The sequence below is a fragment of the Pseudomonas sp. P7759 genome (assembly GCF_013386445.1).
Taxonomy (GTDB): Bacteria; Pseudomonadota; Gammaproteobacteria; order Pseudomonadales; family Pseudomonadaceae; genus Aquipseudomonas; species Aquipseudomonas azotoformans_A.
In genome coordinates this window covers 483,801-500,631 of the sequence record NZ_JACART010000006.1, presented here as the reverse complement: position 1 = coordinate 500,631, position 16,831 = coordinate 483,801, and the positions used below count along the sequence as shown (strand labels likewise).

The window sequence follows — 16,831 nt, the reverse complement described above, 5'->3', positions numbered from 1 at the left end:
ATTCTTACAATGAAGAAAAATCGAAGGATTGATACTGATCTGCGCCAATGCCGGCAAAGCTCAACATGGCCGGCAATTGCTGGGCGAACCCCTGGTAACCATGGTCGCCGCCGGCCTGGATGCGCAAGGCACAGGCCCGGTAATACTGCTGGGCGAGGCGATAATCCAGGGTTTCATCCCCGGTCTGCAACCACACCTGATACCGCGCCGCATCCTGGGGAGCCGGTACTTCCAGCTCGGCCAGCGCCATGACGTGGTCGTGGGTCAGTTCCCAGGTTTCATCGGTGTAGAGGTTCTTCTGGGTGCCCAGGTAACCGTCGAACATCCGGTGAGGGCTGACCGCCGGGTTTACCAGCAGCGCCTTGAGGCCATGGCGCTCGGCAAGATGGGTTGCATAGTAGCCGCCGAGTGAGCTGCCGACCAGCAGTGGCCGCCCCAGTTCAGCGATAGCCGCTTCCAACTGAGGAATCGCCTGACGGGGATGGTGATGCAGGGCCGGTACGCGCAATTGGTCGGCCAGGCCGATGGCGCCCATTACGGTGATCAACTGAGTGGCCTTGTTGGACGCAGGCGCGCTGTTGAAACCGTGGATATACAGGATCGAAGCGGACATGCCGGGCTCTCCATGCTTGCGCCAAAAAGGCGCAGTTTACAGGTAAATCTCAGTAGCCGTTGCTACCGTAATCCACCGTAAACGCGAAGCCGACCAAGCGCTCTACCCCGGTCTCCAACCGTCCGTCGGCATGCAGCCGCAGCCAGCGGTAGCCCGGCGCTTGCTCGCTGACCTTGAAATCCTCGCTGCCCGGTGCGAACTGGATGCAGGTGGACGGCGATGCCAGCAGGCGCACGCCGTTGCGCTCGCGGTCGATTTCCTGGTGCACATGCCCCCACAGCACCGCCCGCACCTGCGGAAAACGGTCAAGCACGGCAAACAACGCCTCAGGATTGCGCAAGCCAATGGGGTCCATCCAGGCGCAACCGATGGGCACCGGATGATGGTGAAAACACACCAGATGATGACGGTTAGGCGCTTCGCTCAGGGCCTGGGCGAGCAGCTGCAACTGTTGGTCTTGCAGGTAGCCCGGCACTGAACCGGGTACGGCGGAATCCAGCAGGGTCACGCGCCAGTTGCCGATATCGACCACCGGCTCCAGCAGATCGCTGTGCACGGCGGCGTGAGCCATGATTTGCGGCTCGTCATGATTGCCGGGAATCCAGCGCGCCGGGGCGTCGATCTGCCGGGTCATGTCGCGAAATTGCTGGTAGGACTCCAGCGTGCCGTCCTGGGACAGATCCCCCGTGGCCAACACCAAATCGATGCGCGGCTGCTGCGCGCGCACCCGTTCAATCACGCCTTGCAGGCTGTCACGGGTGTTCATGCCCAGCAGCGTACCGTCGGCCTCGACAAACAAATGGCTGTCGGACAGTTGCACCAGCAATGCGGGCGCATCGGGACTCACAGTGGATACGCTCGGCAAGGCGCTCTCCCAAGGCAATCACAGGAATGGACGTGTGGCGTGATTATGCTGGGGCAGGACACAAGAGGAAACCTTGGGAAGCAGATGCAGTTCACATCTACCGCACAACTTCGAACTCATGGCCCAAGGCCAGGCAATGGCTCAACCATTCACCGAGGAACACATTGAGCTGTGCTTTCTCATCGGGCTGGTGCATGAACACGTTGGGGTAAGGATAGATGCTGCGAAAGCGTCGTGCATGTTCGGCGCTGATCACTTCGGCCATCCGCGCGTCGTGGTACACCTGCACTTCCAGTTGCGGCACCGGCAGCCAGGGCAGGCTGTGTTCCTGGCGCACGCGCAGGGTGGTGGTGTACGGGCAATTGACGATGACTTCCAGCGCCAGCACGCCGAGCATCTGGTCGCCGTGGGTCACGCCGATGCGCCGGGCCTCGGGGGCGTGGCGCATGTCAGGGAGCAGGCGCATCAGCCGCGCGTAGTTGGCCTCGCAAGCCGCTTGCAGCCCGATCAGGTCGACTCGATAACGTTCCCGTGCCTTTACTGCCATAACCCCCTCACTTCCGCGCGATTAAGCGCAAGCCATTGCAGGGCGATAATGCTGGCTGCGTTGGAAATTTTGCCGTCGCGCACCGCTTGCAGGGCATCTTCGAAGGCCCAGACGGTGACGCGGATATCTTCAGCTTCTTCTTCCAATCCATGGACGCCCCCCACACCGGCGCTGTCGCAGCGACCCAGGTACAAGTGCACATATTCGGTACTGCCGCCGGGCGACGGGAAATATTTGGTGATCGGCCACAACGCGGAGAACGTCAGCCCAGCTTCCTCCTCGGCTTCGCGGTGCGCAACTTCCTCAGGTTGCTCGTCCTTGTCGATCAGGCCGGCGACCATTTCGATCATCCAGGGGTTGTCCGTACGGCCCATGGCACCGACGCGAAACTGCTCGTTCAACACCACTTCATCGCGCTGCGGGTCGTAGGGTAATACACACACGGCATCATGGCGCACAAACACTTCGCGGTTGATCACCCGGCTCATGCTGCCGTCGAATTTCTCGTGGCGCAGTTGCAGGTGATCGAGCTTGTAGAAACCTGTGTAGAGGTTGTCGTGCTGAACCATTTCGATCTTGCCCGGCGCCGATTTTGCAAAATCCGTCATATCCCATCCCCGTTGAACCTGCGCAATTGGCGCCATCCTAACGCGCCCGTGCCTCCGGATGCAGCCCCTTTCCAGTTGCCGGGATAGACGGCGGGCGTCAAACTCACTCTAATGAGCTTAGTGGCGAACTGACTGCCTTGCCGGTAGTCGAAGCTGCACAATTTCGCTCTTATCGACGGACGAAGACCCTACATGTCGCTTTTAAAAATCGCCTCCGTGGCCTGTATCGCATTGACCCTCGGTGCCTGCCAAAGCCTGTTCCAGCCCAGCTACAAAACCCCGCTGGACGCCACCCGCGACGCCACCGAGCAAAGCAAGCCAGGCTGCGCCAGCGCCGACTGCCCGCTGGTGAATATCGACACGGTGCACTTTGCCAAGGAGCCCAAGTTGGACGCCTTGATCGAACAGCGCCTGCTGGAAATGACCCAGGCCGACCCGTTGCCAACCAGCCTCGCGACGTACAGCGAGCAGTTCCTGCGCACCGCCGCGCCACGCAACAGCATGTACTTGCAAGCCAAGGTACGTGAGCAGCATGACGGCTTGGTGATCATCGAACTCTCCAGCTACCTGGACCAGGGCGCCACCCATGGCGAGCCAGGCCGCGCGTTCATCAACTATTCGCGCCAGCAGCAAAAGGCCCTGACCCTCACCGACATGTTGCTGCCCGGCAAGGAAGACGCCTTCTGGAAAGCCGCCCAGGTGGCCCATAACAGCTGGCTGATCAGCACCCGCCTGAGCCTGGAGCCGGAGTACGTGAAACAGTACCCCTTCCAGAAAACCCCGAACGTGGCGCTCACCTACGGTGGCGTGATCCTCAAGTACCCCACCACCACCATCGCGCCGTATGCCTTGGGCCACGTCGAGTTACAGATTCCGTACTCGCGCCTGGACGGCATCCTCAAGCCTGAACTGGTGCCTGCGCGCCGCTGAAGGCCCGGCCCAGGATCAGCTGCAACAGCCCTGCCAGCACCAGCGCCGGCAGGGTCGCGCCGATGTCCGGATACAGATTGGCCAGCAGGTGGTAAGTCGCAATGCCACCCAGCCAGGCGATTAATGCCGGCCAGCGCAGGCTGGCTATGGCTCCCCCGCTACGACGGCGCAGGATGAAGTGATCCACCAGCACCACGCCAAACAGCGGCGCGAAGACCGAGCCGATCAGCAGCAGAAAGTTCTGGTACTGAGCCAATGGCGCAAAGCAGGCGATGAGCGTGCAGATCACGCCAATCGCCAGCGCCAGGTGCTCGACCTTCAAACGCAACAATATCCCGCTGGAAACCGCCGCCGAGTGAATATCGGCGAAGGCATTTTCCGATTCATCCAACAGGATCAATAGCAGCGGGATTCCCAGGCCAGCCCCGGCCAACGCCAGCAACAGCGCGTTCACTTCGCCGCTCGGCGCAAACGCCAGGGTGTAGGCCACGCCCAGGCTCATCAGCCAGAAATTACCGATGAAGAACCCCAGCGCGGTGCCGCCGAACACACTTTTGGCACGCTTGCCGAAGCGTGAGTAATCCGCGATCAGCGGCAGCCACGACAGCGGCATGGCGATGGCGATATCAAAACCCACCGCAAACGGCATCGAACCGTCACCCGTCCTGGCCCAGAGTGCGGCGAGGTCGGCTTTGGCGAACAGGTTCCACGTCAGCCACAGGCAGGCGGTGAGCAGCAGCCAGATCCCCCATTTGCGCAGGACCTGGCGCACAAAGGTCAGCGGGCCACTGACCGCGAGCAGCGTTGCCAAACCGCCGAAGAACAGGGTCCACAGCAATGGGCTGGCCAACAGGCTGCCTTCGCTGAACGCCCGCGTGCCCAACAGGCTGGCTGCGTCGCGCATCACGATGATTTCGAACGAGCCCCAGCCGATCAGTTGCAGCAGATTCAGCAACGCCGGCAGGCTGGCACCTTTGGCGCCAAGACTGAGTTTGAGGGCGGCCATGGCGGACAGGCCGGTGTCGCTGCCGATCACGCCGACGGCGGCCAGCAACAGCACGCCCACCAGGGTGCCGAGGAAAATCGCCAGCAACGAGCCGGACAGGCCCAGGCCCGGTGCAAGCAAGGCGCCGGTCTGCAGGACCATCAGGCCGATGCCGAGGGAGAACCAGAGGGAGAACAGGTCGCGGGCGCCGAAGACTCTTTTGTCGCTCGGTACTGCGATATCCGGGGAGTAAGTACTCGGTTGAATGCTCAAGGGTGTTATCTCTGAGGAACATTTGTTGTTTGGGAGATTGCATTCGCGAGCAAGTCGAATCGTCGCACCGCCGCTCCCACACTTGGAATGCGTTCCAAATGTGGGAGCGGGCTTGCTCGCGAAGAGGCCGGCACAGCCTCCAACAATCCCGGATCAGACCTTTTTGTAAAGCTGACTGCCTTCCTGCTTGAACCGCTCCGCCTGCTCGGCCAAGCCCTTGGCGACATCCACGTCCACCGCTTCAATGCGCTGGTTGGCCGCGTATTCACGCACTTCCTGGGTGATCTTCATCGAGCAGAACTTCGGCCCGCACATGGAGCAGAAATGTGCGACCTTGGCCGAGTCCTTCGGCAGGGTTTCATCGTGGTACGAACGCGCGGTGTCCGGGTCCAGGCCGAGGTTGAACTGGTCTTCCCAGCGGAATTCGAAGCGCGCCTTGCTCAAGGCGTTGTCGCGAATCTGCGCGCCTGGATGCCCCTTGGCCAAGTCCGCTGCGTGGGCCGCGATCTTGTAGGTAATGATCCCGGTCTTCACGTCATCCTTGTTCGGCAGACCCAAGTGTTCCTTGGGCGTCACGTAGCAAAGCATGGCGCAACCGAACCAGCCGATCATCGCCGCGCCGATGCCGGAGGTGATGTGGTCGTAGCCCGGCGCAATGTCGGTGGTCAGCGGGCCAAGGGTGTAGAACGGCGCTTCGTCGCAGCATTCGAGCTGCTTGTCCATGTTCTCCTTGATCAACTGCATCGGCACGTGGCCGGGGCCTTCGATCATGGTTTGCACGTCGTGCTTCCAGGCGGTCTTGGTCAGCTCGCCGAGGGTTTCCAGCTCGCCGAATTGCGCGGCGTCGTTGGCGTCGGCAATCGAGCCTGGGCGCAGGCCGTCGCCGAGGGAGAAGCTGACGTCGTAGGCCTTCATGATTTCGCAGATTTCGTCGAAATGCGTGTAGGTAAAGTTCTCTTTGTGGTGCGCCAGGCACCACTTGGCCATGATCGAACCGCCACGGGACACGATGCCAGTGACGCGCTTGGCGGTCAGCGGCACGTAGCGCAGCAGCACGCCGGCGTGGATGGTGAAGTAATCCACGCCCTGCTCGGCCTGTTCGATCAGGGTGTCGCGGAACAGCTCCCAGGTCAGGTCCTCGGCGGCGCCGCCGACTTTTTCCAGGGCCTGGTAGATCGGTACAGTGCCGATCGGCACGGGCGAGTTGCGGATGATCCACTCGCGGGTTTCGTGGATGTGCTTGCCGGTGGACAAATCCATCACGGTGTCCGAACCCCAGCGAATGCCCCACGTCAGTTTCGCCACTTCTTCTTCGATGGACGAACCGAGGGCGCTGTTGCCGATGTTGCCGTTGATCTTCACCAGGAAGTTACGGCCGATGATCATCGGTTCCAGTTCGGTGTGGTTGATGTTGGCCGGGATGATCGCGCGGCCACGGGCGATTTCTTCGCGCACAAATTCCGGAGTGATGATCTTCGGCACGCTGGCGCCAAAGCTGTGACCGGCGTGTTGCTGGTCGAGCAGGCCAGTGGCGCGGGCTTCTTCCAGCTTCATGTTTTCGCGGATGGCGACGTACTCCATCTCGGCGGTGATGATGCCTTTGCGCGCGTAGTGCATCTGCGTGACGTTGGCGCCGGCCTTGGCACGACGTGGGTTCTTCACGTGGGCAAAGCGCAGCGCGGTGAGTTCGGCATCGCTCAAGCGTTGCTGGCCGAAATGCGAGCTGAGGCCTGGCAGGCGCTCGGTGTCGTTACGCACTTCGATCCATGGCGAGCGTACATCGCCAAGGCCTTTGCGCACGTCAATGATGACGTTAGGGTCGGTGTACGGGCCAGAGGTGTCATAGACCACGACCGGCGCGTTGATTTCACCGCCGAAGTCGGTGGGGGTCACGTCCAGGCTGATTTCGCGCATCGGCACACGAATGTCCGGGCGGGTGCCTTGTACGTAGATTTTTTGCGAGCGGGTAAAGGGTTGCACAGAGCCGGAGTCGACCTTGGCCGATTCACTCAGGTGCACTTTGTTTTTTAATGTTGTAGTCATCACGGGCTCTCCAACTTATCCAGGCGGTGGATTTTTGTCGGAGCGAACCTGTGACGGATGGACGCACTGAAACCAGTGCTGTGCTCGGTGCACGAGGGCTGGTCAATAAATGAACAGCATCCCGGACGAAGCACAAGAGGACTCGCCGGGTGACGAGAAATCTTGTTCCCTACGCAGGCGCTAACCTGATCAGGTTCAACGGGATCCGGTATTTACCGATCTCAGCCTTCCAACAAGGCACCCCGACAAGAACTCGGCCAGTCTAGACCATGGCGTGGGCAAATTGCCAATGGCGGTGCATTCAGCGTGATGAATGGCTCTTTTGCAGATTGTTGTGCGGTGATCCCGCCACTACACTCGGGAACTGCTTCAAGGCTTGACGCCACACAGGGCGAGCCTTAGCCTTGGGCCATAAATTACATCCATAATATTTATCTAGGGATCGCCTCATGCTGCGCAAACTTTCACTGGCTCTCGCCGTGTCTTGTGCGACCAACGGAATGGTCTGGGCAGCAGAAGCGCCCTTGTCCGCTAAAACTGATTTGGTCAGCGTCTACCAGGAAGCGGTGGACAACAACGCCGACCTGGCCGCCGCCCGCGCCCAATACGGCGCGCAAAAAGAAGTGGTGCCCCAGGCCCGCGCCGGGCTGCTGCCGAACCTGACCGGTGGCGCCGATATCAATAACGTGCGCACCCAGATCGACACGCCCGCCGCCACCGCCAACCGCGACGCACATTCCTGGCGGGCCACCTTGAGCCAGCCGCTGTTCCGTGCCGACCGCTGGTTCCAACTGCAGGCCGCTGAGGCCACCAACGAGCAGGCGGCGCTGCAACTGTCGGCCACCGAGCAGAACCTGATCCTGCAAAGTGCCGAAAATTACTTTGCCGTGTTGCGTGCCCAGGACAACCTGGCGTCGACCAAGGCCGAAGAGAATGCCTTCAAGCGCCAGCTGGACCAGTCCAACGAGCGCTTCGACGTCGGCCTGTCGGACAAGACCGACGTGCTGCAATCCCAGGCCAGCTACGACACCGCCCGCGCCAACCGCATCCTGGCCCAGCGCCAGGTGGAAGACGCGTTCGAAGCCTTGATCACCCTGACCAACCGCCAATACAACTCGATCCAGGGCATTGTCCACACCCTGCCGGTGCTGCCGCCGCTGCCGAACGACGCCAAGGCCTGGGTCGAAACCGCCGGCCGCCAAAACCTCAACCTGCTCGCCAGCAACTACGCCGTGACCGCCGCCGAAGAAACCCTCAAGCAGCGCAAGGCCGGGCACGCGCCGACCCTGGACGCCGTGGCGCAATACGAAAAAGGTGACAACGACGCCTTGGGTTTCAGCAACCCGAATGCGTTCGGCACGCCGTACCGCGGCGATGTGGAACAACGCACCATCGGCCTGCGCCTGAGCATCCCGATCTACAGCGGCGGGCTGACCAGCTCGCAAGTGCGTGAGTCCTACTCGCGCCTGGGCCAGACCGAGCAGCAGCGCGAAGGCCTGCGCCGCCAGGTAGTGGAAAACACCCGTAACCTGCACCGTGCGGTAAACACCGATGTGGAGCAGGTGCAAGCGCGCCGCCAGTCGATCATCTCCAACCAGAGCGCGGTGGAAGCCACGGAAATCGGTTACCAGGTGGGTACGCGTAACATCGTCGATGTGCTGGATTCACAACGCCAGCTATACGCGTCGGTGCGCAACTACAACAACAGCCGTTATGACTACATCCTCGACAACCTGCGTTTGAAGCAGGCGGCCGGCACCTTGAACCCAGGCGACTTGCAGGACCTGGCGCGCTACTTAAAGGCTGACTACAACCCGGACCGCGACTTCCTGCCGCCAGATCTGGCCAAGGCTGCCGCCGAGCAATTGAAAGCCCGCCCCGGCTATTGAAGCAAACGCCCCAGGCCATCCAGCAAGCGCTTCAACGCGCCCTGGTTGGCCTGCATCACCTTGAGCCCCGCCTGCGCCATCTTGCGCGCATCCTGCGGCAGTTCGAATAACTGGCGCACGGCTTCGGCCAAGCCTTCGGCGTCATCCACCTCGCGCAGCGCCCCGGCTTCACGCATCATCGCGGTGATTTCGAGGAAGTTGAACACGTGCGGCCCCATGATCACAGGCTTGGCCAATGCCGCCGGCTCCAGGGGATTGTGCCCGCCGGTCGCCACCAGGCTGCCGCCGACAAAAGCGCTGTCGGCCAAAGCGTAGAGAAACAGCAATTCGCCCATAGTGTCGCCGAGCAGAACCGAGGTTTGCGCGGTGACGGCTTCGCCGCTGGAGCGACGCACGGTGACAAAACCTTGCTGCTGGCACAGCTCGAACATCGGCCCGAAGCGCTCCTGATGGCGCGGCACCAGAATCAGCAGCGCGTTGGGATAGCTTTCGAGCAATTGGCGATGGGCTGCCAACACCACGTCATCTTCACCTTCATGGGTACTCGCGGCGATCCACACCGGGCGCTCGCTGGCGCCCCATTGCGCGCGCAACGCAGCGGCCCGCGCTGGCAGCTCGGGGTCGATGGTCAGGTCGAACTTGATTGAGCCGGTGACGTCGACGGTTTCCGGCCGAGCGCCGAGGCTCAGAAAGCGTTGGGCTTCGGTGTGCGTCTGCACGGCGAACAGGCTCATTTGCGACAGCATCGGCGCCGTCAGCTTGGCAAAGCGCGCGTAGCCCTTGGCCGAGCGCGCCGACAACCGCGCATTCGCCAACGCCACCGGAATCCCTCGCTGGGCGCAGGCGTGGATATGGTTGGGCCACAGCTCGGTTTCCATGATCACCGCCAGTTTCGGCTGCACACGGTCGAGGAAACGTTTGGCCGCGCACGGCAAGTCATACGGCAAATAGCAATGCTGGATGCGCGGCTCGTTGGCGAACAACGCCTGGATGCGCTCGGAGCCGGTGGGCGTCATGCAGGTGACGGTGATCGGCAGCGTCGGATAACGCGCCAGCAACCCGCGCACCATGGGCGCCGCGGCAATGCTCTCGCCCACCGACACGGCATGCACCCAGATCCCGCCGGGTTGCATCACCGGCAAGCCATAGGAAAAGCGCTCGCCGACGCGTTTGGCATAGGCCGGCGCCTTGCGCGCACGCAACCACAGACGTAAAGCCACCAACGGCAGCGCCAGGTAAAACAGACAGCTGTAGAGAGTTCTATTCATGGCGGCGGAGTTTATCGGCTTTTTCAGTCGATCGCCTGCAAGCACTCGGCAAATCGTTTGGCCAGGAAGCGCGCGGCCGGTCCCAGGTGTTCGTCGCGACGCCAGACCAGCTCCACCACCAGGGCCGGCGGCGTCCATTCGCTGTCCAGTTCCACCATTTGTTGCTGATAGGTCGGGTACTGCACGATATGCCGGGGCAGCCAGGCCCAGCCCAGGCCGCTCATCAGCCATTCGGCCAACACGTAGAAACTGTCGGCGCGCCACACCAACGGGCTGGCCGCTTCGCTGCCGGGGTATACGCTGGTCTGGGTCGACATCAGCAACTGGCGGAACTGTGCCAGGCGTTGGCACGTCACGTAGGGTTCCTGGGCCAGCGGGTGATTCACGCCGCACACCGTGACCATCTCCACACTGCCGACCACCCGTCGCTCCAGAGCTTCGGGGATCTGGTCGTGATAGAACAGAAGGCCCAGGTCAGCCTTGCGCTCCACCAACTTGCGCGCTACATCGCCTTGGGCGGCGCTGGACAGTTGCACTTCCAGCAACGGGTATTGGCCGGCCAGTGCTTCCAGGCTGTCGAGGACCGGCTGGAACAGCATGGCTTCGTCCTGGGCCAGGCGCAGGCACGCCTCTTCGCCGCGGGTCAGTGAAAGCGCCCGGCCATTGAGGCGCTCACATTGGCGCAGCACTTCGCGTGCTTCCTCCAGCAACACGCTGCCGGCTTCGGTCAACCGTGGTTGGCGGCCGCTGCTACGCTCGAACAGGCTGACGCCCAGGTCCGCCTCCAGCATTGCAATCCCATTGCTCACCGCCGACTGCGCCTTGCGCTGTTGGCGCGCCACGGCCGAAAACGAGCGTTGTTCGGCGACGCTGACAAACAGGCGCATCTGCTCCAGATCCCATTGCACGCTCATGGCTCAACCCATCTCCAATTCAGATAGGTAATGACTTTACCCCATCTGATTAAACTCTAGAATGCCAGCCTTATCTGATTGCTTTACCCCGAGGATTGACCCATGAACGTCGCTTACTACTACCTGGCCATTGCCATCTGCTCGGAAGTGATCGCCACCGTGTCCATGAAGGCCATCAAGGGCTGGAGTACGCCGATCCCCCTGCTGCTGGTGATCGTCGGCTACGGCGTGGCGTTCTGGATGCTGACGCTGGTGGTGCGCACGGTGCCGGTGGGCGTGGCCTACGCCGTGTGGGCCGGGATGGGCATTGTGATGGTGAGCATCGCGGCGCTGTTTATCTACGGGCAGAAGCTGGATATCCCGGCGATGCTGGGGATGGGCCTGATTGTGCTGGGCGTGGTGGTGATCCAGCTGTTCTCGAAAACCGCCGGGCACTGACCACCCTTCAACAGGCTGTATACTGCGCCTCTTGTCTTGAACACTGAGGTCGCCCATGCCATCCGTTATTTCCACCGACGTTCTGATTGTCGGCGCCGGGGTTGCCGGCCTCTGGCTGAATGCGCGCCTGCGCCGCCAGGGGTTTTCCACGGTGTTGGTGGAAAACGCCACCTTGGGTGGCGGGCAAAGCGTGAAGTCCCAAGGGATCATTCACGGCGGTGCCAAATACGCCCTGCATGGCGCCCTCACTGGCGCCTCCGAAGCCATTGCCGACATGCCGCGCCGCTGGCGCGAAGCGCTAGCGGGTAACGGTGAGCTGGACCTGACCGGCGTGCGCCTGTTGTCCGAAGCCCATTACCTGTGGTCGCCCGGCACCCTCGCAGGCAACCTCACCAGCTTCTTCGCCAGCAAGGCCGTGCGTGGCCGTGTCGATCAGGTCAAGGGCGACGATCTGCCGCCCGCCCTGCAAGACCGTCGATTCAAGGGCAAGGTCTATCGCCTGGCCGAGTTGGTGGTGGACGTCCCGAGCCTGATCGAACGCCTGGCGCAGTTGGCGGGCGATGGCTTGCTCGCCGGCCAACACATCGAACCGCTGTTGGAAGGCAACAAGCTGGTTGGTTTGAAAGTAGACGACCGTGAGATCCGCGCCCAACGCATCGTGTTGAGCGCCGGTGGCGGCACCGCAGACTTGCTGACTGGCCTGGGCTTAAGCAAGCCGGCCATGCAGAAGCGCCCCCTACACATGATCATCGCCAAAGGCCCCGGCCTGAAGCCGTTGTATGCCCACTGCCTGGGTGGCGGCACCAAACCGCGTATCACTGTCACCACTCACCCGGCCGCCGATGGCAACTGGGTGTGGTACATGGGCGGCGACATTGCCGAAGCCGATGGCGTGGCACGCACGCCGCAAGAACAGATCGCCACCGCGCAGAAAGAGCTTGCTCAGCTGTTGCCGTGGATCGACATGAGCCAAACCCAGTGGGCCACCTTGCGCGTCGACCGCGCCGAGCCGCTGCAATCGGGCCTCACCCGTCCCGACAACGCCTTCATCGCCGAGGAAGGCCGCCTGTTGGTGGGCTGGCCGACCAAACTGGCGCTGGCGCCGGACTTCGCTGATCGGGTGATCAACAGCCTGGAACGTGACGGCATCCGCCCAAGCGCCAGCGAGCCGCTGCCCGACCTGCCAAAACCCGCCATCGGCGTCCCTGCCTGGGAGCAACTGTTGCCATGAGCCTACCTACCCTGCACGACCTGCATCGCCCCCTGGGCAGCACCGGCCTGATGGTTTCGCCCCTGGGCCTGGGCACCGTCAAGCTGGGCCGCGACCAAGGGGTGAAGTACCCCAGTGGCTTTCAGATTCCCGGTGATGACGAGGCGCGCATGCTGTTGCGACAGGCCCGCGAACTGGGCATCAACCTGATCGACACCGCGCCGGCCTATGGCATGAGCGAGGAACGCCTGGGCCCGCTGTTGCGCGGCCAACGCAAGGACTGGGTGATTGTCAGCAAAGTGGGTGAAGAGTTCGAGAATGGCGCATCCACCCACGATTTCAGCGCCGCTCACACCCGCCTGTCGATCGAGCGCAGTTTGAAACGACTTGAAACCGATTTTATCGACCTGGTGCTGGTGCACTCCGACGGTAACGACCTGCACATCCTCAACGACTGTGAGGTCTACCAGACCCTGGCCGAGCTGAAAAAAGAAGGCAAGATCCGCGGTTTCGGCTTCTCCGGCAAAACCGTCGAAGGCGGGGTGAAGGCTCTGGAACAGGGCGATTGCGCCATGGTCACCTACAATTTGAACGAACAGGCCGAGAAAGCCGTCATTGATTATGCGGCCGCCCACGGCAAAGGCATCCTGGTGAAAAAGGCCTTGGCCAGTGGACATGTTTGCCTGGAGCCTGGAATGGATCCAATTCGTGCGAGTTTCATGCTGTTGTTTGCGCAAACGGGCGTCGCCAGTGCTATTGTCGGGACCATTAATCCGCTGCACCTGGCCCATAACGTGGCGACCGCTGCCCAGGTCATTCGTCAACTCTGATGCCGCCCACGCGGCCGACCCCGTCGCAAGAAGGAGCCGACATGCCGCGAACGCTCATAAGAAAAAACCCCAGCAACTTCAAGACACTGCCGCTGCACGTCGAAGCCACCCCCGAAGGCCTGAGTTACCAGAGCGTCGGCATGCCGCTCAACTTTGCCCAGACCCTGCAACGGCGCAAGCCGGTGGAAGTGGCCGACCCAGAACGCTTCGCCCTGGAACTGGCCAACCTCGGCGTATCGGTACGCCTGACCCTGCACTGGCAAAACCGCGATTATTGGGTGCTGGTGCGCCAGCGCCGCCAGGACCGTGGCGATGTGGTGCTCAAGCTGATCTCCGGCTACGTACCCGCCCATGAACTGAACCTGCCGCTGCACACCGCCATCCAGGAAATCGCCGAAGAGTGCCTGTTGGAGACGCCGGAAGGTTGGCTGGGCGGACGCTTCAATGACACTTGGCTACCGGCGCCCTACTCCGCCGCGCTGCATTACCGTGAAGCCCTGCCCTTTCGCCTCAGCCCGCTGTCCGGTGCCGCCCGGCCGGTACGTTGCGCCACCACCCAATTGATTGAGCGCCCACGCGCCTACGTGCACCTGCCCACCGCCTCCCTGCAATTGATCTATGACCTGCGCCTGGAAGTGCCCAAGGAAGCCAAATCCCTGAGCCTGTTCCATGTGGACGAGCGCCTGGAAGGCGATCAACTGGTGGCACGCCTGGATCGCCAGCGTCCTGACCTGTACCTGATGCCGCTCAAAGACGGCCAGCCCCTGGCCGAGTTGTACACCGTCAAGAAAGACCAGCTGTACCCAGCCAGTACTCGTGGCTTGTACCTGGCGGAAAGTTTCGCCCAGCAGGAAGGCTGGCTGGTGCGTGAGGAGCGGATTCGCTGGAAGGACTGGCTACGTCAGCAGGGGTTGGCGGAGCCGGAGAAAGAGTCGAAATTGAAGCGCTTGGCACAGCGGGTGCTGCGCAAGATCGTGCCCAAGAAAAAAGCCAAGGCCTGAATCAGACTGTAGTGAGCGGGCTTGNNAAGCCCGCTCACTACAAATCGCGTCAGCCTTTGAGCAAGCGCTCCAGCCCGACCTTCAGGGGAGTGGGTTCGGGCAGCGTGAAGCTCGCCAGCAAGCGCTGGTTATTCGCCCGCGAATGCCGGATATCTCCGGAACGCGCTGGCCCGTAAGTCACCGCTGGCAACTTGCCGACAATTGCTTCCAGCGCCTGCAATACCTGCTTGAGGGTAGTGGTGCGGTTCCAGCCCACATTAATGGCACCCAGCGGCGCGGTCGGCGCTTCAATCGCCTGCACCAACACGTCCACCAGGTCTTCCACGTACATGAAGTCACGAGTCTGCTCGCCATCGCCAAACACGGCAATCGGCACGCCCTGCTGCGCGCGCTCGCTGAAGATGCTGATCACGCCGGAATACGGCGATGATGGGTCCTGGCGTGGCCCGAAGATATTGAAGAAGCGAAAGATCACCGGCTCCAGGCCATGCTCGCGACGGTAGAAGTCCAAGTAGTACTCGCCCGCCAGCTTGTCAGACGCATAGGGCGTCAATGGCGCCTTGGGGGTGTCTTCGTCAATCGAAGCGCCTTCGCCATTGTTGCCATAGACCGCCGCACTGGAGGCGTATACCACGCGCCTGACGCCAGCCTTGCGCATGGCTTCGCAGACATTCAAGGTGCCGACGAAGTTGCTCTGGTGCGTGCTGACCGGATCATCCACCGAGGCCTGCACCGAAGCCACCGCCGCGAGGTGTACCACCGCCGTTGCGCCGACGGCGGCGCGAGCCACCCGTTCGGCATCGGCCACATCGCCTTCCAGCAGTTCGACGCGCGGGTTGCCCAGCGGTAAGTTGCTGCGTTTGCCGGTGGAGAAGTTATCCAGCACCCGCACGCCATAGCCTTTGGCAAGCAGGGCATCGACCAGGTGCGAGCCGATAAAACCCGCTCCACCGGTAACAAGCACCCACTTACTCATTGTTGCGGATTTTCTCGACAATGGCCGTGGTCGAGCTGTTCTCGACCAGCCCCAGCACTTTGACCTTGCCGCCGTAGGCACTGACGATATCCGCCCCGACAACCTGGTCGACGGAGTAGTCGCCCCCCTTGACCAGCACGTCCGGTTTGACTTGGGCCAGCAGGTTTTCCGGGGTCGCTTCAGGGAAGCTGATCACCCAGTCCACCGCACCCAGGCCAGCCAGCACGGCCATGCGACGGTCGACACTGTTGATCGGACGGCCAGGGCCTTTGAGGCGACTCACCGAGGCGTCATCGTTGACCGCCACGATCAGGCGGTCGCCCTGGGCGCTTGCTTGCTCAAGGTAAGTCACATGACCCGCGTGCAGGATGTCGAAACAGCCATTGGTGAACACGATGCTTTCGCCATGGGCACGGGCATCGTCAATCGCCAGCAGCAGTTGCTCGATGGTCAGCACGCCGCGTTCTGAACCTTCGGAACGCTGGATCGCACGACGTAATTCAGGCGCGCTGATGGCAGCCGTACCCAACTTGCCCACCACGATACCTGCCGCCAGGTTGGCCAGGGCCACGGCGTGGGGCAGTTCTTCGCCCGCGGCAATCGAGGCGGCCAGGGTGGAGATCACGGTGTCGCCAGCGCCGGTCACGTCGAACACTTCGCGGGCACGTGCCGGCAGGTGCATCGCCGGGTGGCCCGGACGCAGCAGGGTCATGCCGTGCTCGCCACGGGTCACCAGCAAGGCGCCCAGGTCGAGGTCTGCCATCAACGCGGCGCCCTTGGTGACCAGGTCGTGCTCATCGGCGCAACCGCCGACGATGGCTTCGAACTCGCTGAGATTCGGCGTGATCAGGCTGGCTCCGCGATAAATCGAGAAGTCCTTGCCCTTTGGATCGGCCAGTACCGGAATGCCCTTGGCCTTGGCGGCCTGGATCAGCACCTGGTGGTTGCGCAAGGCACCTTTGCCGTAGTCGGACAACACCAGCACCTTGATGCCTTCGAGCAACTCATCGACCTGGCCGCTGAGGGCCAGGGCGTCGGTGGCGAAGGGTTCTTCAAAATCGATACGCAGCAGTTGCTGGTGACGGCTCATGACCCGCAGCTTGACGATGGTCGGCTGGTGGGCAATGCGCTGGAACAGCGCGCGCACGCCAGCACCGCGCAGGCTATTGGCCAGGCTGTCGGCGGCTTCGTCGTCGCCGGTCACGCCGACCAGGGAAGCCGGGGCGCCGAGGGCGGCAATATTGAGGGCAACGTTGGCAGCGCCGCCCGGACGGTCTTCGATTTGCTCGACCTTGACTACCGGTACCGGCGCCTCAGGGGAAATCCGTGAGGTACCGCCATGCCAGTAACGGTCGAGCATAACATCGCCGACCACCAAGACAGGGGCTTGATCGAATCGCGGCATGGACAACTTCATGGAGCATCCCACATACAAAATGAA

The 16,831-nt window shown here is 62.2% G+C and carries 16 protein-coding genes and 1 riboswitch; of the genes, 6 read left to right on the top strand and 10 right to left on the bottom strand.

The genetic code is table 11. The annotated features are described in order from the left end of the window. Positions 1–4 precede the first annotated feature (4 nt). From HX823_RS08225 to HX823_RS08210, 4 genes are all read right to left on the bottom strand, one after another. Positions 5–613, bottom strand: a complete 609-nt coding sequence (locus tag HX823_RS08225; protein ID WP_177074615.1) for a YqiA/YcfP family alpha/beta fold hydrolase — start codon at positions 611–613, stop codon at positions 5–7. A gap of 49 nt (positions 614–662) precedes the next feature. Then, the gene (gene cpdA, locus HX823_RS08220; RefSeq protein WP_177074614.1) at positions 663–1,478 is read right to left on the bottom strand and encodes a 3',5'-cyclic-AMP phosphodiesterase; all 816 of its coding nucleotides are present in this window, start codon (positions 1,476–1,478) and stop codon (positions 663–665) included. A gap of 97 nt (positions 1,479–1,575) precedes the next feature. Continuing rightward, complete coding sequence (locus tag HX823_RS08215) at positions 1,576–2,025, bottom strand: DUF1249 domain-containing protein (protein ID WP_003171323.1); 450 nt, start codon at positions 2,023–2,025, stop codon at positions 1,576–1,578. Further along, on the bottom strand, positions 2,016–2,633 hold the full coding sequence (locus HX823_RS08210; RefSeq protein WP_038844455.1) for an NUDIX domain-containing protein: 618 nt from the start codon (positions 2,631–2,633) through the stop codon (positions 2,016–2,018). The genes HX823_RS08215 and HX823_RS08210 overlap by 10 nt, the downstream gene beginning before the upstream one ends. A 192-nt stretch (positions 2,634–2,825) precedes the next feature. Here HX823_RS08210 and HX823_RS08205 point away from each other — a divergent pair, with 192 nt between their 5' ends. Beyond that, complete coding sequence (locus HX823_RS08205; RefSeq protein ID WP_038844453.1) at positions 2,826–3,563, top strand: RsiV family protein; 738 nt, start codon at positions 2,826–2,828, stop codon at positions 3,561–3,563. Here the strand turns inward: HX823_RS08205 and cytX are convergent. Together cytX and thiC are read right to left on the bottom strand one after the other, a co-directional pair. Continuing rightward, positions 3,532–4,821 carry a putative hydroxymethylpyrimidine transporter CytX gene (gene cytX, locus HX823_RS08200; RefSeq protein WP_177074613.1) on the bottom strand — a complete coding sequence of 430 codons (1,290 nt, stop codon included), beginning with the start codon at positions 4,819–4,821 and terminating at the stop codon, positions 3,532–3,534. The two genes, HX823_RS08205 and cytX, sit on opposite strands and share 32 nt — an antisense overlap. A 153-nt stretch (positions 4,822–4,974) precedes the next feature. Next, positions 4,975–6,864 (bottom strand): phosphomethylpyrimidine synthase ThiC, encoded by a 1,890-nt coding sequence (thiC, locus tag HX823_RS08195; RefSeq protein WP_177074612.1) that lies wholly within the window; start codon positions 6,862–6,864, stop codon positions 4,975–4,977. Positions 6,865–7,013: 149 nt separating this feature from the next. Beyond that, positions 7,014–7,119: riboswitch (TPP riboswitch) on the bottom strand. A 194-nt stretch (positions 7,120–7,313) separates the two neighbouring features. Between thiC and HX823_RS08190 the strand changes: the two genes are divergently transcribed. Beyond that, positions 7,314–8,753 carry a TolC family outer membrane protein gene (locus tag HX823_RS08190; protein ID WP_028615490.1) on the top strand — a complete coding sequence of 480 codons (1,440 nt, stop codon included), beginning with the start codon at positions 7,314–7,316 and terminating at the stop codon, positions 8,751–8,753. Here the strand turns inward: HX823_RS08190 and waaA are convergent. Continuing rightward, positions 8,747–10,021, bottom strand: a complete 1,275-nt coding sequence (gene waaA / locus HX823_RS08185; protein WP_177074611.1) for a lipid IV(A) 3-deoxy-D-manno-octulosonic acid transferase — start codon at positions 10,019–10,021, stop codon at positions 8,747–8,749. The genes HX823_RS08190 and waaA overlap by 7 nt on opposite strands. Positions 10,022–10,044: 23 nt before the next feature. Further along, positions 10,045–10,935: a LysR family transcriptional regulator gene (locus tag HX823_RS08180; protein WP_038844445.1), complete on the bottom strand. Its 891-nt coding sequence runs from the start codon at positions 10,933–10,935 to the stop codon at positions 10,045–10,047. Positions 10,936–11,037: 102 nt separating this feature from the next. Between HX823_RS08180 and HX823_RS08175 the strand changes: the two genes are divergently transcribed. Genes HX823_RS08175 through HX823_RS08160 form a run of 4 tightly spaced genes read left to right on the top strand, consistent with a single transcriptional unit; the run spans position 11,038 to position 14,414 of the window. Continuing rightward, on the top strand, positions 11,038–11,373 hold the full coding sequence (locus HX823_RS08175) for a multidrug efflux SMR transporter (protein WP_010213655.1): 336 nt from the start codon (positions 11,038–11,040) through the stop codon (positions 11,371–11,373). Between the two features lie 55 nt (positions 11,374–11,428). Continuing rightward, complete coding sequence (locus HX823_RS08170; protein ID WP_038844443.1) at positions 11,429–12,604, top strand: FAD-binding oxidoreductase; 1,176 nt, start codon at positions 11,429–11,431, stop codon at positions 12,602–12,604. After that, positions 12,601–13,413, top strand: a complete 813-nt coding sequence (locus HX823_RS08165) for an aldo/keto reductase (protein ID WP_038844441.1) — start codon at positions 12,601–12,603, stop codon at positions 13,411–13,413. The genes HX823_RS08170 and HX823_RS08165 overlap by 4 nt, the downstream gene beginning before the upstream one ends. Before the next feature lie 41 nt (positions 13,414–13,454). Next, on the top strand, positions 13,455–14,414 hold the full coding sequence (locus tag HX823_RS08160; protein ID WP_028615485.1) for a hypothetical protein: 960 nt from the start codon (positions 13,455–13,457) through the stop codon (positions 14,412–14,414). A gap of 49 nt (positions 14,415–14,463) precedes the next feature. Here the strand turns inward: HX823_RS08160 and HX823_RS08155 are convergent, their stop codons facing one another. After that, positions 14,464–15,390 carry an NAD-dependent epimerase/dehydratase family protein gene (locus HX823_RS08155; protein WP_038844439.1) on the bottom strand — a complete coding sequence of 309 codons (927 nt, stop codon included), beginning with the start codon at positions 15,388–15,390 and terminating at the stop codon, positions 14,464–14,466. Further along, a complete protein-coding gene (gene hldE, locus HX823_RS08150; RefSeq protein ID WP_038844437.1) occupies positions 15,383–16,807 on the bottom strand; it encodes a bifunctional D-glycero-beta-D-manno-heptose-7-phosphate kinase/D-glycero-beta-D-manno-heptose 1-phosphate adenylyltransferase HldE in 1,425 nt (474 codons plus the stop codon). The genes HX823_RS08155 and hldE overlap by 8 nt, the downstream gene beginning before the upstream one ends. Positions 16,808–16,831: the final 24 nt, after the last annotated feature.

Excerpts from the sequence above, each read along its gene's own strand:
- HX823_RS08225 (WP_177074615.1), bottom strand. The coding sequence starts at position 613 with ATGTCCGCTTCGATCCTGTATATCCACGGTTTCAACAGCGCGCCTGCG.
- HX823_RS08215 (WP_003171323.1), bottom strand. The coding sequence starts at position 2,025 with ATGGCAGTAAAGGCACGGGAACGTTATCGAGTCGACCTGATCGGGCTG.
- HX823_RS08210 (WP_038844455.1), bottom strand. The coding sequence starts at position 2,633 with ATGACGGATTTTGCAAAATCGGCGCCGGGCAAGATCGAAATGGTTCAG.
- HX823_RS08205 (WP_038844453.1), top strand. The coding sequence starts at position 2,826 with ATGTCGCTTTTAAAAATCGCCTCCGTGGCCTGTATCGCATTGACCCTC.
- thiC (WP_177074612.1), bottom strand. The coding sequence starts at position 6,864 with ATGACTACAACATTAAAAAACAAAGTGCACCTGAGTGAATCGGCCAAG.
- HX823_RS08190 (WP_028615490.1), top strand. The coding sequence starts at position 7,314 with ATGCTGCGCAAACTTTCACTGGCTCTCGCCGTGTCTTGTGCGACCAAC.
- waaA (WP_177074611.1), bottom strand. The coding sequence starts at position 10,021 with ATGAATAGAACTCTCTACAGCTGTCTGTTTTACCTGGCGCTGCCGTTG.
- HX823_RS08180 (WP_038844445.1), bottom strand. The coding sequence starts at position 10,935 with ATGAGCGTGCAATGGGATCTGGAGCAGATGCGCCTGTTTGTCAGCGTC.
- HX823_RS08175 (WP_010213655.1), top strand. The coding sequence starts at position 11,038 with ATGAACGTCGCTTACTACTACCTGGCCATTGCCATCTGCTCGGAAGTG.
- HX823_RS08170 (WP_038844443.1), top strand. The coding sequence starts at position 11,429 with ATGCCATCCGTTATTTCCACCGACGTTCTGATTGTCGGCGCCGGGGTT.
- HX823_RS08165 (WP_038844441.1), top strand. The coding sequence starts at position 12,601 with ATGAGCCTACCTACCCTGCACGACCTGCATCGCCCCCTGGGCAGCACC.
- HX823_RS08160 (WP_028615485.1), top strand. The coding sequence starts at position 13,455 with ATGCCGCGAACGCTCATAAGAAAAAACCCCAGCAACTTCAAGACACTG.
- HX823_RS08155 (WP_038844439.1), bottom strand. The coding sequence starts at position 15,390 with ATGAGTAAGTGGGTGCTTGTTACCGGTGGAGCGGGTTTTATCGGCTCG.
- hldE (WP_038844437.1), bottom strand. The coding sequence starts at position 16,807 with ATGAAGTTGTCCATGCCGCGATTCGATCAAGCCCCTGTCTTGGTGGTC.